We start from the raw sequence: 16,854 nt of genomic DNA, 5'->3' as shown, positions 1-16,854 counted from the left end.
ACCAGGTCAAGATCGCTACCGGCGCCCAGGTCTACTTCTGCGACCCCCACTCACCCTGGCAACGTGGCACCAATGAAAACACCAACGGCCTTCTGCGCCAATACTTCCCCAAAGGCATGGACCTGACCACCGTCACCCGCGAGGACCTCGACTACGCCGCTGACGGCCTCAACGGTCGCCTCCGCAAAACCCTCGACTGGAAAACACCCGCACAAGCACTCCAGCAAATACTGGAAGAATCAGCAGCATAGAACGTGTTGCAACCACCACTTGAATTCGCCCCCAACGCCCGCTCACTTTTGGCGGCCTACACGGAAACGCCCGCTCACCCCTGCTCCAAATGGAGAAAGGTGAGCGGGTGTTTCCCAAATCTGCCGCACCGTGTGGGCGTCGCGCGACCCCCGCCGCAGATGGGTGGGCGCCGGGAGCCTACCGGATGCCGCGGAGTTTCACGCCGGCAGCGAGTGCAACGAGGCTGATGATGGCCACCACAGCCAGGTAGTAACCCGGCGCCACCGCCTGCCCCGTCTGTTGCACCAGGAACGCGGCAATCATGGGCGTGAAACCACCGAACGCCACCACGGCCGTGTTGTAGCTGAAGGACAAACCCGTTGCGCGGGTCCTGACGTCGAAGGAATCCGACATAACGGAGGGCAGCGCGCCGAAATAGGCGGCCTTGAGCAGGCCAAGGATGGTCATCACCAGCGCCAGCACCAGGAAGGACTTCGCGCTGATGACCCACATGAAGAGAGGTACGACGGCGAGCAGCAGGACCACCACGGTGGGCACCATGATGTTGAGCCTGCCGTACTTGTCCGAGAGGTGCCCCACCACCGGTGTTCCGAAGGTCAGGATGACGCCGGTAATGATCAGCGAGGTGAACGAGATACCCGGCTCGAGCCCCAGTTCCTTGATGGCGAAGGTGGGCATGTACTGCAGGATGAAGTTCAGGGCCGTGGATACAGCCAGCGCTCCCCCGGCCAGCAGCATTCCTGTCTTCTGCGTGGCGAACACGTCCCGGATGGGGGAATGCTTCTCCGCCGCAGCGCCCCGCTGGACGGGCACTTCCTTCATCTCCCTGCGGATCAGGAACCCGGCCGGTCCCACCAGCAATCCGAAGAGGAAAGGAATCCGCCAGCCCCATTCGGTCATCTGCGCATCGGTCAGGACGGTGGTCAGGACGGCGACGAAGATCGCTGCGATCAGGCTCCCCAGCCCCTGGCTGGCGAACTGGAAGCTGCCCAGGAAGCCTTTGCGTTTGCCGTTCTGTGCGATGAGGTAGGCGGTGGCGGCGCCGAACTCTCCACCGGCGGAGAAGCCCTGGATAAGCCGCGCAAGGACAATGCCGATGGGGGCCAGGATCCCGATGGTGCCGTAGTTCGGCATGAAGGCCAGCAACGCGGTACCCAGGACCATCAGCCGAATGGTGACCGTCAGGCCTTTCTTCAGCCCATGGCGGTCCGCGAACGAACCCAGCACCAGTCCGCCCAATGGACGGATGAGGTAGGAGACGCCGAACACGGCAAACGCCTGGATAAGTTCGACGCCGGGATCACTGCTGGGGAAGAAGTTCCGGCCGATGTAGATGGCCAGCAGGGCGTAGATGGCAATGTCGAACCATTCGAGGGCGTTGCCGATGGTGGCGGCAACGATCCCCCGGGTGGCTGCCCTGGAATCGGGCGCTGCGTCCGGAGCGTCGACGGCGGGGCTGGCCGTGGACTGGCTCTTTTGCTGGGGAATGGTCCTGGGAACTCCAGGTTTCAGGATACGGAGCTGACGGTCAGGGAGGGCTGGTCCGCGCCGGTGGACGCGGGGCTGTGTGAATTGGCGAGGTCGAAGAACAGGCCACTGGCGATCTGCAGGCCTTCCCGGGCCACCTCCACCAGGAGGTGCTCATCCGGGGCATGCTGCTGGCACCCCGGGTGGGAGTGCGGGATCCAGAGGGTGGGCAGGCCCAGGACATCAGCGAAGACGTAGCTGGGAAGGGAGCCGCCAATGTTGGGCAGGACGGTGGCCTCACGGCCGGTGCTCACTGCCAGCGAATTCGCGGCCCAGGCCACCCAGGGATTGTCCGGATTGATACGGCTGGCGGCGAACGAGGTGCCCATCTTTAGCTCCACCATGCCGAAGCCCTCGGAGTCCAGGTGCTTGCGGATGGCAGCTTCAAGGTTGTCCACGTCCGTGCCCGGCACGAACCGCAACTGCAGTGCGGCCCGGGCAGTCCCGGGAATGGCGTTGACTGGCTTGTCCGGGTTGCCCGCTCCCAGTGCCAGCACCTCGAGGGTGTTCCAGGCGTAGAGGCGCTCGGCCGGGCTGAGGTTCTGGTCTCCCCAGGCCGGGTCCGTCTGGGGGTCGCCGGGATTCGGCAGCAGGTCCAGTACGTCCAGCGCAGCGGTGACGGAGTCCGGGATACCGGCCGGGAGCAGTTCGGGCAGCTGGATGGTGCCGTGCCCGTCCACCAGGGACCCGACGGCGGCCGCCACCGTGGTGGCCGGGTTCCGCAGGAGCCCGCCCCAGTTTCCTGAGTGGTACGAGCCGGCGCGGAGATCGGCAAGCAGTTCGAAGCTGACACCGCCGCGTGCACCCAGGAACACCGTGGGGCTTCCGGCGGCGAGGCGCGGGCCGTCGGAGCCGATGAAGACGTCGGCCCGGAGCAGGTCCTGGTGCTCGGCGGCAAAGTCGGCGAGGTCCGGGGAGCCGATCTCCTCCGCTCCCTCCAACAGGAACACGAGGTTAAAGCCGAGGCGGCCCTGCTGTTCAAGCAGCAGCCGGAGCGAAACGATATTAATCCAGTGCTGGCCCTTGTTGTCGGCGGCGCCGCGGCCGTACCAGCGGTCTCCCTCGTCGCTGAGCGTCCAGGGGCTGCGGCCGGCGCTCCATTCACCGGCCTGGCCATCGGTGACGTCGGCGTGGCCATAGCAAAGAACGGTGGGCAGCTCAGGATCCTCGTGCCGGGTGGCCACCAGGAAGGAGTTGGCGCCGCCCCGCCAGGAGTCGAACCGGTCTACGGTGCAGCCCATCGCCTGGAAAGCGGGCTCAATGACGTCGTCAAGGTATGACTTCAGTGCAACGCGCCCCTGCGGGCTGAAGCTCTCCGTCGGGTAGGAAACCAGCCGGGCCAAATCCTCTTGGAAGAGGCCGGAGTCTACAAACTCCGCCGCTGCAGCCAAGATTTCCTTGCGTTCCTGCATTCTGTACTTCCTTTGCTCGTATGGCCTGAGTCCAAAGTTAAGTGTCCCGGGCGCAAACAACCAGTATCGTTTTGTCGATGAGAGTTGACTTGAATGCAAACCTCTGCGTCGGACCGCGGGCATGAACATGCTGACTCCGGCACTGCTGTACTTTGACGCCGTGGCGCAGGAAGGCACGCTCACGGAGGCCGCAACAAAGCTGCACGTGTCCGCATCCGCCATCAGCCGCCAGATCAACAAGCTGGAATCCTCGCTGGGGATGCCGCTGTTCCACCGGCATGCCCGGGGCGTGGAACTGACGGAGGCGGGAAGGCTCCTGCTGGCTTATGTGCGGCGGGCAGAGGCGGAAGGTGCCGCGGTCCGGGAGGAACTTCTGGTCTCCATGCAGCGGAAGACGAGGACCCTGCGGGTGGCCTGCGCGGAAGGCTTCGCCAGGGTGTGGGTCCCCTCGGCGATTGCCGGCCTCAGCCGCCAGCATGACGACGTCGAATTCCACCTCGACGTCGTCTCCTCCTCCGAAGGGACCCGCCGCGTGGCGGAGGGCGAGGCCGACGTCGCCGTGGTGTTCTCGCTGGGGCCGCAGTCAAAGGTGACCGTGGAGCACTCCACGCCAACGCCTGTGGCCTTCGCGCTGGTATCCCCGGATCACCCGCTCGCCGCGCAGCAGACCACCACCCTGAAAGACCTGTGCCGCTACAAGCTGGCCGTCACGGCGCCCGGGTCAAGCCAGCGGGAGCTGTTCGACCTCGCCATGCAGATCGAGGGCCTCACCCCGTCCATCACGCTCCAGTCGGACCACATCAACCCGGTGATCCAGTTCGCCCGGTCCGGCGTCGGCGTTTCCCTGGTGGGCGGCCTGTCCTTGGACCGGCGGGACCGCGAGGAACTGGTGACGGTTCATCTGGACCATCCGGTGTTACGGCAGCGGCACGGGCAGATCCAGACCATGACCGGCCGCACCCAGCCCGCCATCCTCACGGCCTTCGTGGATGCGCTCATCGACGCCCTGGAGCTGCTCGCCTGACCACGGCGCCAGTGAGCACGCGTCGGCGGCATAGGCACCACAAGTGAGCGCGCGTCGGCGGCATAGGCACCACAAGTGAGCGCGCGTCGCAGGGGGCTACTTGGGGTGGGCCACCGCCTCGAGGAGGGGCAGCGTCCGGGTGGGCATGACCTCCACCAGGGACATTGCCGTGCTGGTGCGTACGACGCCGGCGATCGCCAGCATCGCGTTGGTCACCCTGTGCAGATCGGCGGGGTCCTTCGCCGCCACTTTCGCGAGCAGGTCCGCGTCTCCGGTGGTGGCGTGCATCTCGATGATTTCCGGAACGGTCCGCAGCGCCGCCGTGGCTTCGTCGCTGGCGGACTGGCTGATGGAGATCGAGATGAACGCGATCAGCGGCAACCCCAGGGCCTCGGTGCGGACCCGCTGGCTGAACGGCGCCAGGCTGCCGTCGTTCACCAGCCGCCGCAGCCTCGCGTGGACGGTGTTGCGGGCCACGCCCAGCGACCGGGACAGCGAAAGGACCGTGGCCTGCGGGTCCCGGTCGAGTGTGAGGAGGATCTCTGCGTCCAGGGCGTCGATGCGATGCATAGTGAGCATTTTGCCACCAAACGACACCAGACAATCTGGATCTGTCCTGCCGGAATCGGCTGTGTTGCGCAGACGCCCGAATTTGCCTCACGATGCTGGCATGACCAGCACCCTTCCCGAGGCGGCCGCTCCCGCGCTCCGCCCCGCCGTCGCACAACTTCCCGCGTACGTTGCCGGCAAGAGCGCCGAGTCCGAACTGACCGCCGCCCTGGCTTCCAACGAGAGCCACTTCGCTCCCCTGCCCTCCGTCGTCGACGTGGTGGCGGCCGAGGCTTCCCGCATGCACCGGTACCCGAACATGGGCGTGGTGGACGCGCGTGAGGCTATCGCCGGGTACGTCGGCGTCACCGCGGATGAAATCGCCGCCGGTCCCGGCAGCTCCGGCGTGCTGCAGCAGATCATTTCCGCCGTGTGCGATGCCGGTGATGAAGTGGTCTTCGCGTGGCGGTCTTTCGAGGCCTATCCCATCCTGGTCACGGTGGCCGGCGCCCGTCCGGTGCCCGTCCCGCTTCTGGACACCGAGCACCACGACCTCCCCGCCATGGCCGCGGCCATCACGGACCGCACCCGCCTGGTGATCCTCTGCTCGCCCAACAATCCCACCGGAGTGTCCATCGGAGCGGATGCGCTGGAGGAGTTCCTGCAGGCAGTACCGCCGCACGTCCTGGTGGTGCTGGACGAGGCATATGTCGAATACCAGCGCGGCTCCGGCCTGGATTCGCTGGCGTTCTACCGCAGGTATCCCAACCTGTGCATCCTGCGCACCTTCTCCAAGGCCTACGGGCTGGCAGGGCTGCGGATCGGCTATGCCATCGCCCGCCCGTCAGTGGCTGACGGCCTGCGCCGCACGGCTATTCCGTTCGGCGTGAACCGCATGGCCCAGGCTGCGGCCATCGCTTCCCTGGCAGCCACGGACGAGCTTGCCGCCCGCACCGACGCCGTGGCGAAGGAACGCACCCGCGTGATCGAAAGCCTGCGGGAATCCGGCTGGGACGTCCCCGACAGCCAGGCCAACTTCTACTGGCTCCGCGCCTCCGACGAACTGCGCGGTCAGCTCCTGGACGAGTTGTCCGCGGCCCACATCCTGGCCCGCGGCTACGCCGGCGACGGTGTGCGGATCAGCCTCGCGGACCGGGCAACGAACGATCGCGTGCTCGCTGTCCTCGCCCACCGGGAACGGTTCGCCGCCCAGTGAGTACCTCAACACTCCCCACCCCGGCCCCGGCTGACGCAACGCCCGGGCAAGGTACGACGACGGCGCCCGCCGTGCCGCCGTCGGCCGTCCGCCATTCAGTGGTTGAGGACGTCCTGGGCATCCTCACGGGTATGTTCGCCGCGTCGCTGGGCCTGTTCCTGCTCAAGTCCAGCGAGGCCGTGACGGGCGGCACCGCGGGGCTGGCCCTGCTGCTCAGCTACACCGTTCCGTTGCCGTTCGGAGTCATCTTCACGGCGGTCAATTTGCCGTTCTTCGGCCTCGCCATCTGGAAGAAAGGCTGGAATTTCGCCCTGCGCACCGGAGCGGCCATCGCGCTGGTCTCGGTGATGGCCAGCCTGCATCCGTGGGCCTTCGGTTCCCTGGATTTGGACCCTGCCTACGGCGTTGCAGCCGGGAACCTGCTGGCCGGCGTGGGACTGCTGATCCTGTTCCGGCACCAGTCCAGCCTGGGCGGCTTCAACATCCTGGCGCTGCTGCTGCAGGACAAGCTGAAATGGCGGGCCGGGTATGTGCAGATGGCGCTGGACGTGGCCATCGTGCTGGCGGCGCTGGCCCTGGTGTCCCCGCTGATGGTGCTTCTCTCCGCAGCCGGCGCCACCCTGCTGAACCTCATCCTGGCGCTGAACCACCGGCCGGGACGGTACCTGGGAAAGTAGCTGCTTCCCCGCCGTTTTATTCCCGAAGGTTGCCTGAAATAACTTTGTTGATGCCGCTGTTGCCGCCAACATGACAACAATCGGAATCATCGGTGCAGGACATATTGGAAGCCAGGTTGCCCGGAAGGCGGTGGAGCTGGGCTACGACGTAGTCATCAGCAACTCGCGTGGACCGGAAACCCTTACGGACCTCGTGGCAGAGCTCGGCCCGAAGGCGCGGGCCGCAACCGCAGCTGAGGCGGCCGCAGCCGGCGACTTCGCCGTGGTCACGGTGCCGCTGAAGAATTACAAGGACGTTCCGGCGGAACCGCTGGCAGGCAAGATCGTCATCGACACCAACAACTATTACTGGGAGCGCGACGGCCGCGTCCCGGCCCTGGACAACGGCGAAGCCACCACCTCCGGCCTGCTGCAGGAACACCTGCCCCAGTCAAAGGTGGCCAAGGGCTTCAACCACATCATGGCCAAGGACATCACCACGGACGGCACCCCTTCAGGCACGGAGAACCGCCGCGCCCTGGCCACCGCCAGCGACTACCCGGAGGCCGCCGAACTGGTGACGAACCTGTACGACGAATTCGGCTTCGACACCGTCAATGCCGGCCCGCTGGAGGAAAGCTGGCGTGTTGAGCGCGACCGGCCGGCCTACGTGAAGCGGCAGAACGCGTCCGAACTGAAGGACAACCTGGCGAAGGCACCTCGCACGATCTGAGCACTCTGGCCCGAACGGCCCCCAACTGGCTGGCAGCAGCCGTCGCGAAACCCGGTTTTAGCGACGGCTTGCTGCCAGCCAGGGCCTTGTCAGTCCTCGTCCTGATCGTGGCTGCTGTCGTGATCGTGGCTGCGGGCAGGGACCAGCACCACCTCATACTGCGTGGGCGGCGGCATCTTGTTGAACTTCGCGTTTACCGCGGCGAGGGTATCGCCGAACCTGGCCACGGTGGTGGGGACGACAAAGTTCTTGCTGGTGATCTCTTCCTTGAGCTTGCCGGATGAAAGATCGCCGGACAGCTTGATGCGGGCAATCTTGTTCTGCTGGTTCTGGACGGCCCACAGGGTACGGCCCTTCACCAGGATGCCGTCAACGTAGGGCAGCGCCGGAGTGCCGATCTTCGCGGTGTCGCCGGTCTCGGGATCCACGGTGTAAACGGCCTCGTTGAAGGTGTGGGCAACGATCAGGACCTTCCCGCCCTTGGCCGATGCAACGCCGTTGAGCCCGAACTGGTTTGCCGGATCAGACAGGGCGATTGTCGGATCATTGAGGGTCCTCGTTTCCACCTTTCCCAGCTTTCCCGAGCGGTTGACGGGGACGAAGTACAGTTCCGGGCGCTTGGAGTTGGTGAACCATGCGCCGTCTTTGGTGACGGTGACGTCGTTGATGAAGCCCGGCGCCAGGTCAACGGCGCCGGCGTCCTTGCCGGTCCTCGCGTTATAGATGAAGGCCTTGCCGGTACCGCCGCCCGCCACGAAGAGCAGGTTGGTGCGCTCGTCATACTTGAGTCCCACAGCCATCCGGGGGTTTGAGTCGAAGGTGGAGACGTCGATGAATCGTTCTGCCTTCCCGTCACGGATGTCGCCTTTGAAAATGTCACCGGTCATCAGCTCGCCGGCGTAGAAAGTAGTCCCGCGGCCCTCGGCGATGCCCTCGGCGGAACTGGCGCCGTCGAGCACTATGACGTCGCCGGAAGGCGGCGAGGCCGAGGCGGGGACGGCGGATGGCGCAAGCAGCGCGAAGAGGGCGATGAGTCCTGCGGCGGTGCGGCGATGTGCTGTTCGGCGCATGCTGGATCCTTAGTTGGCGGGTGATGCGCGGGGCCAATCTGCGGCAGCTCCGCACGATGGTCTAGTAATTTTAAGCGCCTGCGTCATGCCCGCCAAGGCATCGAAGCCCCCATTCTGCTTACAATCGAACCCTCAATCGACTACTGAGGGATCCATGAAGAAACTCGCCACAGTCCTGTTCGCCGCAGGCCTCCTTGCCTCCGCCACGGCCTGCTCCGCTTCCCACCAGCTTTCCACCACCGAAACCTGCGAGCGTATTCAGTCCGTTGTGTCGAACCCCGCCAACGGTGCCGGCAAGACGGGCATGAACCGCCTGGCCAACCAGATCCGCCCCATCCACGCGGTTGCCTCGGATGACCTGAAGCCCGCGCTGCAGTCCATCCTGGAGTACACGGATGAGCAGGCGAAGGAAACCCCGGACGAGGCCAAGCTGGCCGAGCTCCAGTCCGGTTACGAGCAGGCCAGCGGCACGTACAGCCGCTTCTGCAGCTAACCGGCGCGGCGGTTAGCTGCGCGGCGGATCCGGCCGCCTAGAGAGTGGCCGGGTCCGTGTTGGCGCCGCACAGGACCACGGCAACGCGTTCGCCCGGTCCCGGCACATACGCGCCGGACAGCAGGGCGGCGTAGGCAGCCGCTGCGCCGTGCTCCACCACGATGCGGTAGCCGTCCCAGAGCGCGCTCCGGGCGGCGATGATGTCCGCATCCGTCACCAGGACGCTTTCGACGCCGGCGCGGACCGCCACCGCGAAGCCGATGGCGCCAACACTGCGGGCACCCAGCGAGTCCGCCGCGACACCTGACACCGCCACGTCCACCGGGCTCCCCGCACGCAGCGCAGCGTGAAGGGTGGGTGCGCCTTCTGGCTCCACTGCCACCACCTTGGCGTGCCCTTCCACGGCCGCGGCGATGCCGGCCATCAGTCCCCCACCGCCCACGGCCACCAGGACCGTGTCCACGCCTGGCACCTGGTCCAGCAGTTCCAAGCCCACCGTTCCCGCGCCGGCCGCGATCTCCGGCTGGTCATATGCGTGGCAGTACACCGCGCCGGACTCGGCAGCATGCGCCACCGCTGCCTCATAAGCCACCGCGTATTCAGCGCCGCCCTGCACGACGGCGGCACCGATGTCCTTGAGCTTGGCGACCTTGACGGCGGGTGCCGCGGCGGGGACGAAGACCGTTGCAGGCACTCCCAGCCGGGCGGCTGCGTAGGCGTTGGCCAGCCCGGCATTACCGCCCGAAGCCACCACGATGCCGGCCGGAGTCAGTTCCCCGCGTTCCTGGCTGGCCAAAATCCGGTTCAGGGCACCGCGTGCCTTGAAACTTCCGGTGTGCTGCAGGAATTCGCACTTGAACCAGACCGGGCCCGGGTACTGGCCGCGGTCTGCCTCCAGCACGGGCGTCAACCGGGTGAGGCCGGCAATCCGCCGGGCGGCCTCGTCCACATCTGTACGGCTGATCATCCTAGACGTCGTCGTCCCAGGTCCCGGGATCCTTCAGCGCTTCCTCAGGCTTGCGCTCCTGCCCGCCGTCCGCAGGCTCTGCAGCCTCGCCGCCGGTAGACTCGCCGCTTCCCACGTAAGACGCCGGTACGGTCCCGGCAGCGTGGGCCTGCTGCTCTTCCCGGATGTTGGCCGCGTGGGGCTGCTCCGGGTGCTGGCCGCTTTGCGGGGCTTCGGTGACCTGTTCCGCGTTGTCCCGGGCTTCGTCAGGGTCGCCGGGTCCACGGAGGTCCGCCGTGTTGCGGGGCTCATCGTTCGGTGTGGTCATGATCCTGCCTTCCGTTGTTGCTGGCTGGTCCTGCGGGCGGTTCCGGGGAAGCACTCCGCGAGTCCCAGCCTACTTTCTGCCGCGCTTCCTGTGAGTTCGGCCTCAACCGGGACGTTGGCCGGCCGGCCCGCGTTGTAGGAGGTGGCGGAAGGAGGCCACATGATCATCGTTCTCACCGGCATCGACGGTTCGGGCAAGTCGACGGCGGCCCGCGCCCTGGTGCAGGCTGTCCGGTCACGCGGCGGCAAGGCGTTGCTGCTAAGCAACCATGCGGGCCGGCGCACCATGTCCGTCCTGGCTGCCCGGTGGGGCGTGCAACTGCCAGCAAAGGCCGCGGACGCTGCCGAAACACTCCTGCGGGTCTCCAACGTGCTGGTGTCCCATCTCCGGGCCCGCAGCTTCGATGGCGTGGTGGTCATGGACCGCCACCTCCATTGCCAGCTTGCCCTGCGCACCACTAAGGGACTGCCGCGGGGGCGCTTCCTGCCCTGGCTGCTCGCGGCACTTCCCCAGCCTGCCGCCGTCGTACACCTGGCTCTGGACCCGGCCGAAGCGCACCGCCGAATCGCAGCGCGCGGAACCGATTCCGAAACCCTTGCGGACCTGTCCGCGTTCCGGGATGCCTACGCGGGGCTGCCGGAATTCGGCGGCTTCATCCAGGTGGATGCCTCCCTTCCCGCCGCTGAACTGGCACAACGCGTGCTGGACGCTGTGGACTCACTTCCCGGCTGGCCGGACGGTTCCGGGGAGGGCGCAGCAGTCACAAACTGAATTTAGGCATTTCGCATTGTGGAAATGGATTTTCCCCTTGCGGAATTGATGTGACCGGGGTTACTTTTGCCCTAAGCCCCGGGCGTCCCCGGGCTGTTCCCGAATCGAAGAGGCAAAGGTCAATGAAGATCCCCAACCCTGAGGCACTGAAGGCGAGTTCGGTGCCCGCGAAGAGGAAGCCGCTGTACAAGTCGCTCTTCTTCCAGATTCTGATCGCCGTCGTGGCAGGTGTCCTCATAGGGCATTTCTGGCCGGACCTCGGATCACAGCTGAGGCCGCTCGGAGATGGCTTCATCAAACTCATCAAGATGATCATCGCGCCGCTGATCTTCCTGGTGATCGTCACCGGTATTTCGGCCGTAGGCGACGTCAAAGCGGTTGGAAGGGTCGGGGTCAAGGCCCTGGTCTATTTCACAGCGGCCACCCTGTTTGCACTGCTCTTCGGCCTGGTCGTGGGAAACCTGGTCCAGCCCGGCGCTGGCCTGAACATTGACCCGGCCACCCTGTCGCAGGCGGACCTGGACGCCAAAACCGGCTCTGCAGCACCCAAGGACGCGGCATCCTTCATCCTGGACGTCATCCCCGCCAGCGTGATCGGGGCCTTCGCCAGCAACAGCCTCCTGCAGGTCCTGTTCTTCTCGGTGTTCTTCGGCGCAGCCATTGTGGTCATCGGCCGCGAACGGTGCATGCCGGTCATCAGCCTCATGGAAACCGTCCTGGAACTGATCTTCAAGATCATGTCCTGGATCATGAAGGTGGCACCCATCGGTGCCTTCGGCGCCATGGCCTTCATCATCGGCCAGTACGGCCTCAGCACGCTCAGCACCTACGCCGTCCTGATAGCCGCCTGCTACGGAGCCGCCGTCGTCTTCATCGGCCTGCTCTTCGCCGTCGCCTGGATCACCGCCCGCGTGCCGCTGTGGCAATTCCTCAAATACACGCGCGAGGAATTCCTCCTGGCCCTCGGCACTGCCTCCACCGAAGCTGTCATGCCCCGGATCATGACCAAGCTGACCAACGCCGGCTGCTCCCGTGCCACCACCGGACTGGTGGTACCCACCGGATACTCCTTCAACCTCGACGGCGCAGCCATCTACCTCTCGATTTCGCTGCTCTTCCTGGCCCAGGCCTTCGGCCACAACCTGGACCTCGGCCAGCAGCTCGCCGCCCTGGGCGTCCTGCTGCTCACGTCCAAGGGCATGGCGGGCGTGCCGGGCTCGTCCTTCCTGGCGCTCTCCGCCACGGCCGCAGCGCTGGGGATCTTCCCGGTGGCCGGCGTGGCGCTCCTGCTCGGTGCGGACCGGCTGATGGACTCCATGCGCGTGGTGGTCAACCTTCTGGGCAACTGCGTAGCCACCTTTGTGGTCTCCAAATGGGAAGGCCAGTTTGACCGCAGCGTCATGGTCCGGGCCTTCAAGGGCGAGATCACCAACCACGACTCCGCGGTGATGCTCGGAAAGGAAGAAGACTTCCAGGACCAGGAGCTGCAGCGGATCAGCGAGGGCCAGGAACCGTCGCCCAAGTTCCGCGGCGGCCCGAATCCCGGCGATATTCCGCGGTTCCAGATGAGCAAGTCAACGCGCGCCGGCACAGACAACAGCCCGGACTAAGTATTCCCAGCGCGGCGGCAGGCGGGCAGGACCATCAGGTCCTGCCCGCCTGCCTCATGCGCCGTCTGTCCTGTGCGCCGGTTGTCCTGTGCGCCGTCGCCCGTAGCGCCCCGTCCGCTATCGCGCCGCCGGATGTCGCCACGCGCCACTGGCTTTGCCCTGGTGCCCCAGGCTCCGGGAAATGGCGAGCGCAGAGGCGCGCACCAGCGGCACCAGTTCATGCGCTTGGGTGGCGGCATCGGGCACCACGATGGACAGCGCCGCCACAACGTCGCCGCCGGCACCCCGGATGGGTGCCGCTACGGATACCGTCTGCGATGGATGGGTACGCCTTACGACGGCGGCGCCCGCCTGCTTGACCTCGGCCAGCAGGGCACGCAGGGCACGCAGGTCCTTGGCGAGAATCCTGCCTGGCCCGACGTCCTGCGCTTCCGGCTGCGCCAGCAGTACTGCCTGCACGTCCGGGGCGGCGAACGCCAAGAGGATCTGCCCGACGGCGGTGGTGGACAGGGGCATCCGGCCACCTACCCGGTACGCGACTTCGGTGGCGGTGCGCGAGGAGAGCCTGTCGATCAGGACGGCTTCGTGGCCTTCGCGAACGGCAAGGAGCACATGGTGGCGGGTCACTTCGTAAAGGTCCTCGAGGTAGGGCAGGGCGATCTGCCGGACGCCGTGGCCGCGGGGCGACAGCGAGGCAATCTCCCAAAGCCGCACTCCCACCACATAGCGCCCGTCCTCCAGCTTTTCCAGCGCTCCCCATTCCGTCAGGTGGCGCACCATGCGCAATGCGGTGGCGGGGGCCAGGTCCGCGAGGCGGGATAGCTCGGACAGGTTCAGTGCCCGTCGCTGTTCGGTGAACTGGGCCAGCAGGCTGAGCGCGCGGACCACCACGGGCTGCCCGGGAACCCCAGGAACGGACCCCGCTGCATTTCCCGCTCCCGCCACGCGGCCTCCCTTCACCCTTGATTGACGCCCTTTCCTTCTTCAAGGCTCGACTTTGTGGCCCGCGACACAAAGTGCATTTTCACTCAGTGAAAAGTACGATTTCGGCGGCGCCCACCGGCAGGCAAGCTGATGGACGACCCGCCGGGGACTGCCTGGCGTCTTATCCGATTGGAATCAACGATGAACTCCAATGCCCCAAGGAAATCCCTGGCCGTCATCTTCGTACTGTGCTGGCTTGGCCTGCTCGCGGACGGCTACGACCTCTACGTCTACGGCGCCACCCTCCCCGGCCTGATCGGACATCCCCCGTTCAACGTCACCCCCGCCGCCGCTGGCGCGGTGGGCTCCATTGCGCTGGTGGGGATGCTGCTTGGCTCCCTGATCGTCGGCACGCTGACGGACAGGCTGGGCCGGCGGCGCATCTTTGTCAGCGCCCTCGCCCTCTTCTCGCTGGCCATGCTGGCCTGCGCCGCGGCGCCGAGCTGGGAGCTTTTTGCCGTGTTCCGCTTCATCGCCTGCTTCGGCGTGGGCGGTTTGCTCCCGACGGCGGTAGCGCTCACCAACGAGTTCGCCCCGCCCGGCAAGAAATCGCTGGTGCTCGGCGCCGTGCTGACGGGCCCGGCCGTGGGAACCGTGGTGGCATCCCTCAGTTCGCTGGCCCTCTTGGAGGGAAGCGGCTTCCGTCCGGTGTACGCCATCGGCGCTGCCGGCCTGTTGATCGTCCCGTTCGCCTGGTTCCTGCTGCCGGAGTCGCCGTCGTTCCTCCGCACCCAGCTCCGCACCGCTGAGGCGGACAGGCTCGAAGCCGCGTACGGGCTGCCCGGCAGCGCTGCCGCCCCCATCTCATCCGCCAGCATCTCGCCCACGCGTGCCCTGTTCGCCGAAGGGACGGCCCGGACCACGGTCCTGTTGTGGGCCATCACCGTCCTGAGCCTTCTGACGATCTTCGGCGTCAGCACCTGGCTCCCGCAGATCATGCGGACGGCCGGTTTCGGCGTCGGCTCTTCCGTGTCGTTCCTGCTGGCCTACTCGGTGGGCGCCGTCGTCGGCACCGTCCTCGCGTCCGTGGCCAGCCAGAAGTTCGGGCCACGGCCGCTGGTGATCGTGGGCTTCGTGAGCGCGGCGACAGCCCTCCTGCTGATGTCCACCAACCCGCCGGCCGCCCTCATGACGGTGCTTGCCGCCGTCGCGGGTTTTGGCGGACTGGGAACACAGAACATGATCAACGACTTCATTGCCCAGTACTACCCTGCCGCTACGCGTGCCACCGGCCTGGGTTGGGCCTTGGCCGTGGGCCGCCTTGGCGCTATCGCCGGACCCACCTACGGCGCGTTGCTGGTGGGCTTTGGCGGCGGAGTGCCCGTGGCTGCCATGGCATTCGCGGCACCCGCGCTGATCGGTGCCGTGCTGATGCTCGCCCTGCGCACCAGGGCCGCGCGGCGTCCTGCGGTCGCGGCAGACGCGGAACTGGTGGCCTGACACATGGATGCAGGGACGCGAGGTCCCTGAGCCGAACCCAGGATGCCCCGGCCGGTAACCGGCCGGGGCATCCTGCTGTGGAATAATCCGCTGCGGGAGGCCTGACGACGTGAGCAACAAACTGATCCTGCGCGGGCGCGTGGTCACCGGACGCCTGGACATCGCCGATGGTGTGGTGGCTGTGGACGGCCGCCGCATTACGTACGCGGGTCCGGCGTCGGGCTTCCCCGGAGAGTCCCTGCCTGCCTCTGATCCCGCATCCGCTGGACGCATCCTCCTCCCCGGGCTGGTGGACCTGCATTGCCATGGCGCGCACGGAAACGACTTTGCGGAAGGATCTGTGGACGGCGCCCGGGCCGCGGCGCGCTACCTCCACAGCCGGGGCACCACAACACTGCTGGCCAGCCTGGTGACGGGGTTGCCACGGGACCTGGTGCGCAATCTACGGGCGCTGCGGGTTGTGGCCGGCGAGGGTTTGATTGCCGGGTCCCACCTTGAGGGGCCCTTCCTCGCGTCCTCCCAATGCGGCGCCCACCACCCCGGTTTGCTGCTGGAACCAGACACCGCCCTGATGGAGCAACTGTTGGAAGCAGCCGGGACGTCCCTTGCCTCCATGACGCTCGCCGCAGAGCTTCCGGGCGCGTCCGCGCTCCTGGATCTGCTGGCCTCCCGCGGGGTGATCCCGTCGCTGGGGCACACGGCCGCCGGGCATTCCACTGCCGCGGCTTTCCTTGACCGGGCAGCCTTGGAACTTCGGGGTTCGTCCAACGGCACGGGCAGGCTTCGGCCCACGGTGACCCATCTGTTCAATGCGATGCCGCCGCTGCACCACCGGTCCCCCGGTCCCGTCGCCGCAAGCCTCAGCGCGGCACGCGCCGGGCAGGCAGTGGTGGAACTGATCGGCGACGGCGTCCACGTGGCGCCGGAGACCATCAAGCTGGTGTTCGATCTGGTGGGTGCCGGGAACGTCGCACTGGTCACCGATTCGATGGCCGCGACGGGACTGCACGACGGCGGCTACCGGCTTGGGAGCCTGGCGGTCACCGTTGAGCAGGGCGTGGCACGGGTGGACGGCACAGGTGCCATCGCCGGCGGTACGGCCACGCTGCTGGATGTGGTGAGGGTGTCCGTGGCCGCCGGGATCCCGCTGCAGGATGCGGTCCTGGCGGCGAGCAGTGTTCCGGCGGCAGTCCTCGGCCTGTCGTCCGAGGTGGGCGACCTTGCCGCCGGGATGCTTGCCGACGTTGTGGTGGTTGACTCCGGGCTTGGGCTCACCGGGGTGCTCAGGCACGGCGAATGGGTCACCCCGCTCATGTGAGGGTGCCGGGCGGCTGGCGATAGCCCGGTGATGAGTCAGGCAGCCACTAAATGTCATACCCTCGCGCGATGATGCCTGTATGGGAAACGCGGTTGTTGGAGCAGCAGTGATGGAGGGTCTTCAGGCCTCCATCACTGGCCTCGACGCGCTGTTTCTGGAGGACTCGGAGCTGGACCGGACCGACCCTGACGCCGTGGCCCGTGAAACGGTTGATGTGTTGGAGCGTAAGTCTGAGCTTCGGCTGCAGCGGTTGGCGTTGTGGAAGCAGTTGGAGGCCCAGGTAGCGGCGGGCAAAGCACGGGACGTGGCGGAGTTCGCGGAGTTCCAGGAGGCGATGACGCCGCCGGAGGCCACGGGGTCGGAACGGGCGTTCGTGGAAATGTCCACGAACGCGGAGCTCGCCGGGGTGCTGACGCTCAGCCCGGGCGCCGCGGCAGCGTTCATCAGCCAGTCCCGGAAAGTCTGCGCGATGCCGGCGGTAGCGGGTGCGCTGGCGGCAGGGGTGATGTCGTGGCGGCACGCGGT

General features: G+C 66.7%; 17 protein-coding genes and 1 pseudogene. 11 read left to right on the top strand and 7 right to left on the bottom strand.

The genetic code is table 11. The annotated features are described in order from the left end of the window. The coding region (locus tag ACFV4R_RS20025; protein WP_377204300.1) for an IS30 family transposase at positions 1-251 on the top strand (251 nt) is incomplete at its 5' end. A gap of 178 nt (positions 252-429) precedes the next feature. Here the strand turns inward: ACFV4R_RS20025 and ACFV4R_RS20020 are convergent. Further along, complete coding sequence (locus tag ACFV4R_RS20020) at positions 430-1,740, bottom strand: MFS transporter (RefSeq protein WP_377204301.1); 1,311 nt, start codon at positions 1,738-1,740, stop codon at positions 430-432. A gap of 20 nt (positions 1,741-1,760) precedes the next feature. Next, entirely contained in the window at positions 1,761-3,191 is a 1,431-nt protein-coding gene (locus ACFV4R_RS20015; protein ID WP_377204299.1) for a M20 family metallopeptidase, read from the bottom strand. Between the two features lie 121 nt (positions 3,192-3,312). Here ACFV4R_RS20015 and ACFV4R_RS20010 point away from each other — a divergent pair, with 121 nt between their 5' ends. Then, a complete protein-coding gene (locus ACFV4R_RS20010) occupies positions 3,313-4,215 on the top strand; it encodes a LysR family transcriptional regulator (RefSeq protein ID WP_377204298.1) in 903 nt (300 codons plus the stop codon). A gap of 96 nt (positions 4,216-4,311) precedes the next feature. Here ACFV4R_RS20010 and ACFV4R_RS20005 read toward each other — a convergent pair whose 3' ends face one another. Next, the gene (locus ACFV4R_RS20005; RefSeq protein ID WP_091724195.1) at positions 4,312-4,794 is read right to left on the bottom strand and encodes an Lrp/AsnC family transcriptional regulator; all 483 of its coding nucleotides are present in this window, start codon (positions 4,792-4,794) and stop codon (positions 4,312-4,314) included. A 91-nt stretch (positions 4,795-4,885) separates the two neighbouring features. On the opposite strand from ACFV4R_RS20005, the gene hisC reads away from it, so the two are divergent. The 3 genes from hisC to ACFV4R_RS19990 all read left to right on the top strand — a co-directional run bounded on the left by hisC (position 4,886) and on the right by ACFV4R_RS19990 (position 7,369). Next, a complete protein-coding gene (gene hisC / locus ACFV4R_RS20000; protein WP_377204297.1) occupies positions 4,886-5,980 on the top strand; it encodes a histidinol-phosphate transaminase in 1,095 nt (364 codons plus the stop codon). Next, entirely contained in the window at positions 5,977-6,657 is a 681-nt protein-coding gene (locus ACFV4R_RS19995; protein WP_377204296.1) for a YitT family protein, read from the top strand. Before hisC ends, ACFV4R_RS19995 begins: the two co-directional genes overlap by 4 nt. A 70-nt stretch (positions 6,658-6,727) precedes the next feature. Then, on the top strand, positions 6,728-7,369 hold the full coding sequence (locus ACFV4R_RS19990; protein WP_377204295.1) for an NADPH-dependent F420 reductase: 642 nt from the start codon (positions 6,728-6,730) through the stop codon (positions 7,367-7,369). Positions 7,370-7,458: 89 nt separating this feature from the next. Here the strand turns inward: ACFV4R_RS19990 and ACFV4R_RS19985 are convergent, their stop codons facing one another. Then, a complete protein-coding gene (locus tag ACFV4R_RS19985; protein ID WP_377204294.1) occupies positions 7,459-8,439 on the bottom strand; it encodes a hypothetical protein in 981 nt (326 codons plus the stop codon). 154 nt (positions 8,440-8,593) lie between these two features. Here ACFV4R_RS19985 and ACFV4R_RS19980 point away from each other — a divergent pair, with 154 nt between their 5' ends. Beyond that, positions 8,594-8,932 (top strand): hypothetical protein, encoded by a 339-nt coding sequence (locus ACFV4R_RS19980; RefSeq protein ID WP_045731153.1) that lies wholly within the window; start codon positions 8,594-8,596, stop codon positions 8,930-8,932. A gap of 37 nt (positions 8,933-8,969) precedes the next feature. On the opposite strand, the gene ACFV4R_RS19975 is transcribed toward ACFV4R_RS19980, so the two are convergent. Both ACFV4R_RS19975 and ACFV4R_RS19970 read right to left on the bottom strand, forming a co-directional pair. Then, the gene (locus tag ACFV4R_RS19975) at positions 8,970-9,899 is read right to left on the bottom strand and encodes a threonine/serine dehydratase (RefSeq protein ID WP_377204293.1); all 930 of its coding nucleotides are present in this window, start codon (positions 9,897-9,899) and stop codon (positions 8,970-8,972) included. A gap of 1 nt (position 9,900) precedes the next feature. Next, positions 9,901-10,206 (bottom strand): hypothetical protein, encoded by a 306-nt coding sequence (locus ACFV4R_RS19970; protein WP_377204292.1) that lies wholly within the window; start codon positions 10,204-10,206, stop codon positions 9,901-9,903. Positions 10,207-10,365: 159 nt separating this feature from the next. Between ACFV4R_RS19970 and ACFV4R_RS19965 the strand changes: the two genes are divergently transcribed. Together ACFV4R_RS19965 and ACFV4R_RS19960 are read left to right on the top strand one after the other, a co-directional pair. Further along, positions 10,366-10,977, top strand: coding sequence for a dTMP kinase (locus tag ACFV4R_RS19965; protein WP_377204291.1), 612 nt, complete (start codon positions 10,366-10,368; stop codon positions 10,975-10,977). A gap of 122 nt (positions 10,978-11,099) precedes the next feature. Next, positions 11,100-12,587, top strand: a complete 1,488-nt coding sequence (locus tag ACFV4R_RS19960) for a cation:dicarboxylate symporter family transporter (protein ID WP_377204290.1) — start codon at positions 11,100-11,102, stop codon at positions 12,585-12,587. Positions 12,588-12,704: 117 nt separating this feature from the next. Here the strand turns inward: ACFV4R_RS19960 and ACFV4R_RS19955 are convergent, their stop codons facing one another. Beyond that, a complete protein-coding gene (locus ACFV4R_RS19955) occupies positions 12,705-13,532 on the bottom strand; it encodes an IclR family transcriptional regulator (protein WP_377204289.1) in 828 nt (275 codons plus the stop codon). Between the two features lie 180 nt (positions 13,533-13,712). Here ACFV4R_RS19955 and ACFV4R_RS19950 point away from each other — a divergent pair, with 180 nt between their 5' ends. From ACFV4R_RS19950 to ACFV4R_RS19940, 3 genes and pseudogenes are all read left to right on the top strand, one after another. Beyond that, on the top strand, positions 13,713-15,011 hold the full coding sequence (locus ACFV4R_RS19950; protein WP_377204288.1) for an MFS transporter: 1,299 nt from the start codon (positions 13,713-13,715) through the stop codon (positions 15,009-15,011). Between the two features lie 109 nt (positions 15,012-15,120). Next, the gene (locus tag ACFV4R_RS19945; protein WP_377204287.1) at positions 15,121-16,329 is read left to right on the top strand and encodes an N-acetylglucosamine-6-phosphate deacetylase; all 1,209 of its coding nucleotides are present in this window, start codon (positions 15,121-15,123) and stop codon (positions 16,327-16,329) included. 79 nt (positions 16,330-16,408) lie between these two features. Next, a pseudogene (locus tag ACFV4R_RS19940) lies at positions 16,409-16,854 on the top strand (HNH endonuclease); the annotation flags it as partial.

This window comes from Pseudarthrobacter sp. NPDC059871 (genome assembly GCF_042731175.1).
Classification (GTDB): Bacteria; Actinomycetota; Actinomycetes; order Actinomycetales; family Micrococcaceae; genus Arthrobacter.
Note: the sequence above shows the minus strand (reverse complement) of the source record. Positions and strands in the feature narration are given on the sequence as shown.

Bases quoted from the DNA above. Each gene is read 5' to 3' on its own strand.
- ACFV4R_RS20015 (WP_377204299.1), bottom strand. From the start codon at position 3,191: ATGCAGGAACGCAAGGAAATCTTGGCTGCAGCGGCGGAGTTTGTAGAC.
- ACFV4R_RS20010 (WP_377204298.1), top strand. From the start codon at position 3,313: ATGAACATGCTGACTCCGGCACTGCTGTACTTTGACGCCGTGGCGCAG.
- ACFV4R_RS20005 (WP_091724195.1), bottom strand. From the start codon at position 4,794: ATGCTCACTATGCATCGCATCGACGCCCTGGACGCAGAGATCCTCCTC.
- hisC (WP_377204297.1), top strand. From the start codon at position 4,886: ATGACCAGCACCCTTCCCGAGGCGGCCGCTCCCGCGCTCCGCCCCGCC.
- ACFV4R_RS19990 (WP_377204295.1), top strand. From the start codon at position 6,728: ATGACAACAATCGGAATCATCGGTGCAGGACATATTGGAAGCCAGGTT.
- ACFV4R_RS19985 (WP_377204294.1), bottom strand. From the start codon at position 8,439: ATGCGCCGAACAGCACATCGCCGCACCGCCGCAGGACTCATCGCCCTC.
- ACFV4R_RS19980 (WP_045731153.1), top strand. From the start codon at position 8,594: ATGAAGAAACTCGCCACAGTCCTGTTCGCCGCAGGCCTCCTTGCCTCC.
- ACFV4R_RS19975 (WP_377204293.1), bottom strand. From the start codon at position 9,899: ATGATCAGCCGTACAGATGTGGACGAGGCCGCCCGGCGGATTGCCGGC.
- ACFV4R_RS19970 (WP_377204292.1), bottom strand. From the start codon at position 10,206: ATGACCACACCGAACGATGAGCCCCGCAACACGGCGGACCTCCGTGGA.
- ACFV4R_RS19965 (WP_377204291.1), top strand. From the start codon at position 10,366: ATGATCATCGTTCTCACCGGCATCGACGGTTCGGGCAAGTCGACGGCG.
- ACFV4R_RS19960 (WP_377204290.1), top strand. From the start codon at position 11,100: ATGAAGATCCCCAACCCTGAGGCACTGAAGGCGAGTTCGGTGCCCGCG.
- ACFV4R_RS19950 (WP_377204288.1), top strand. From the start codon at position 13,713: ATGAACTCCAATGCCCCAAGGAAATCCCTGGCCGTCATCTTCGTACTG.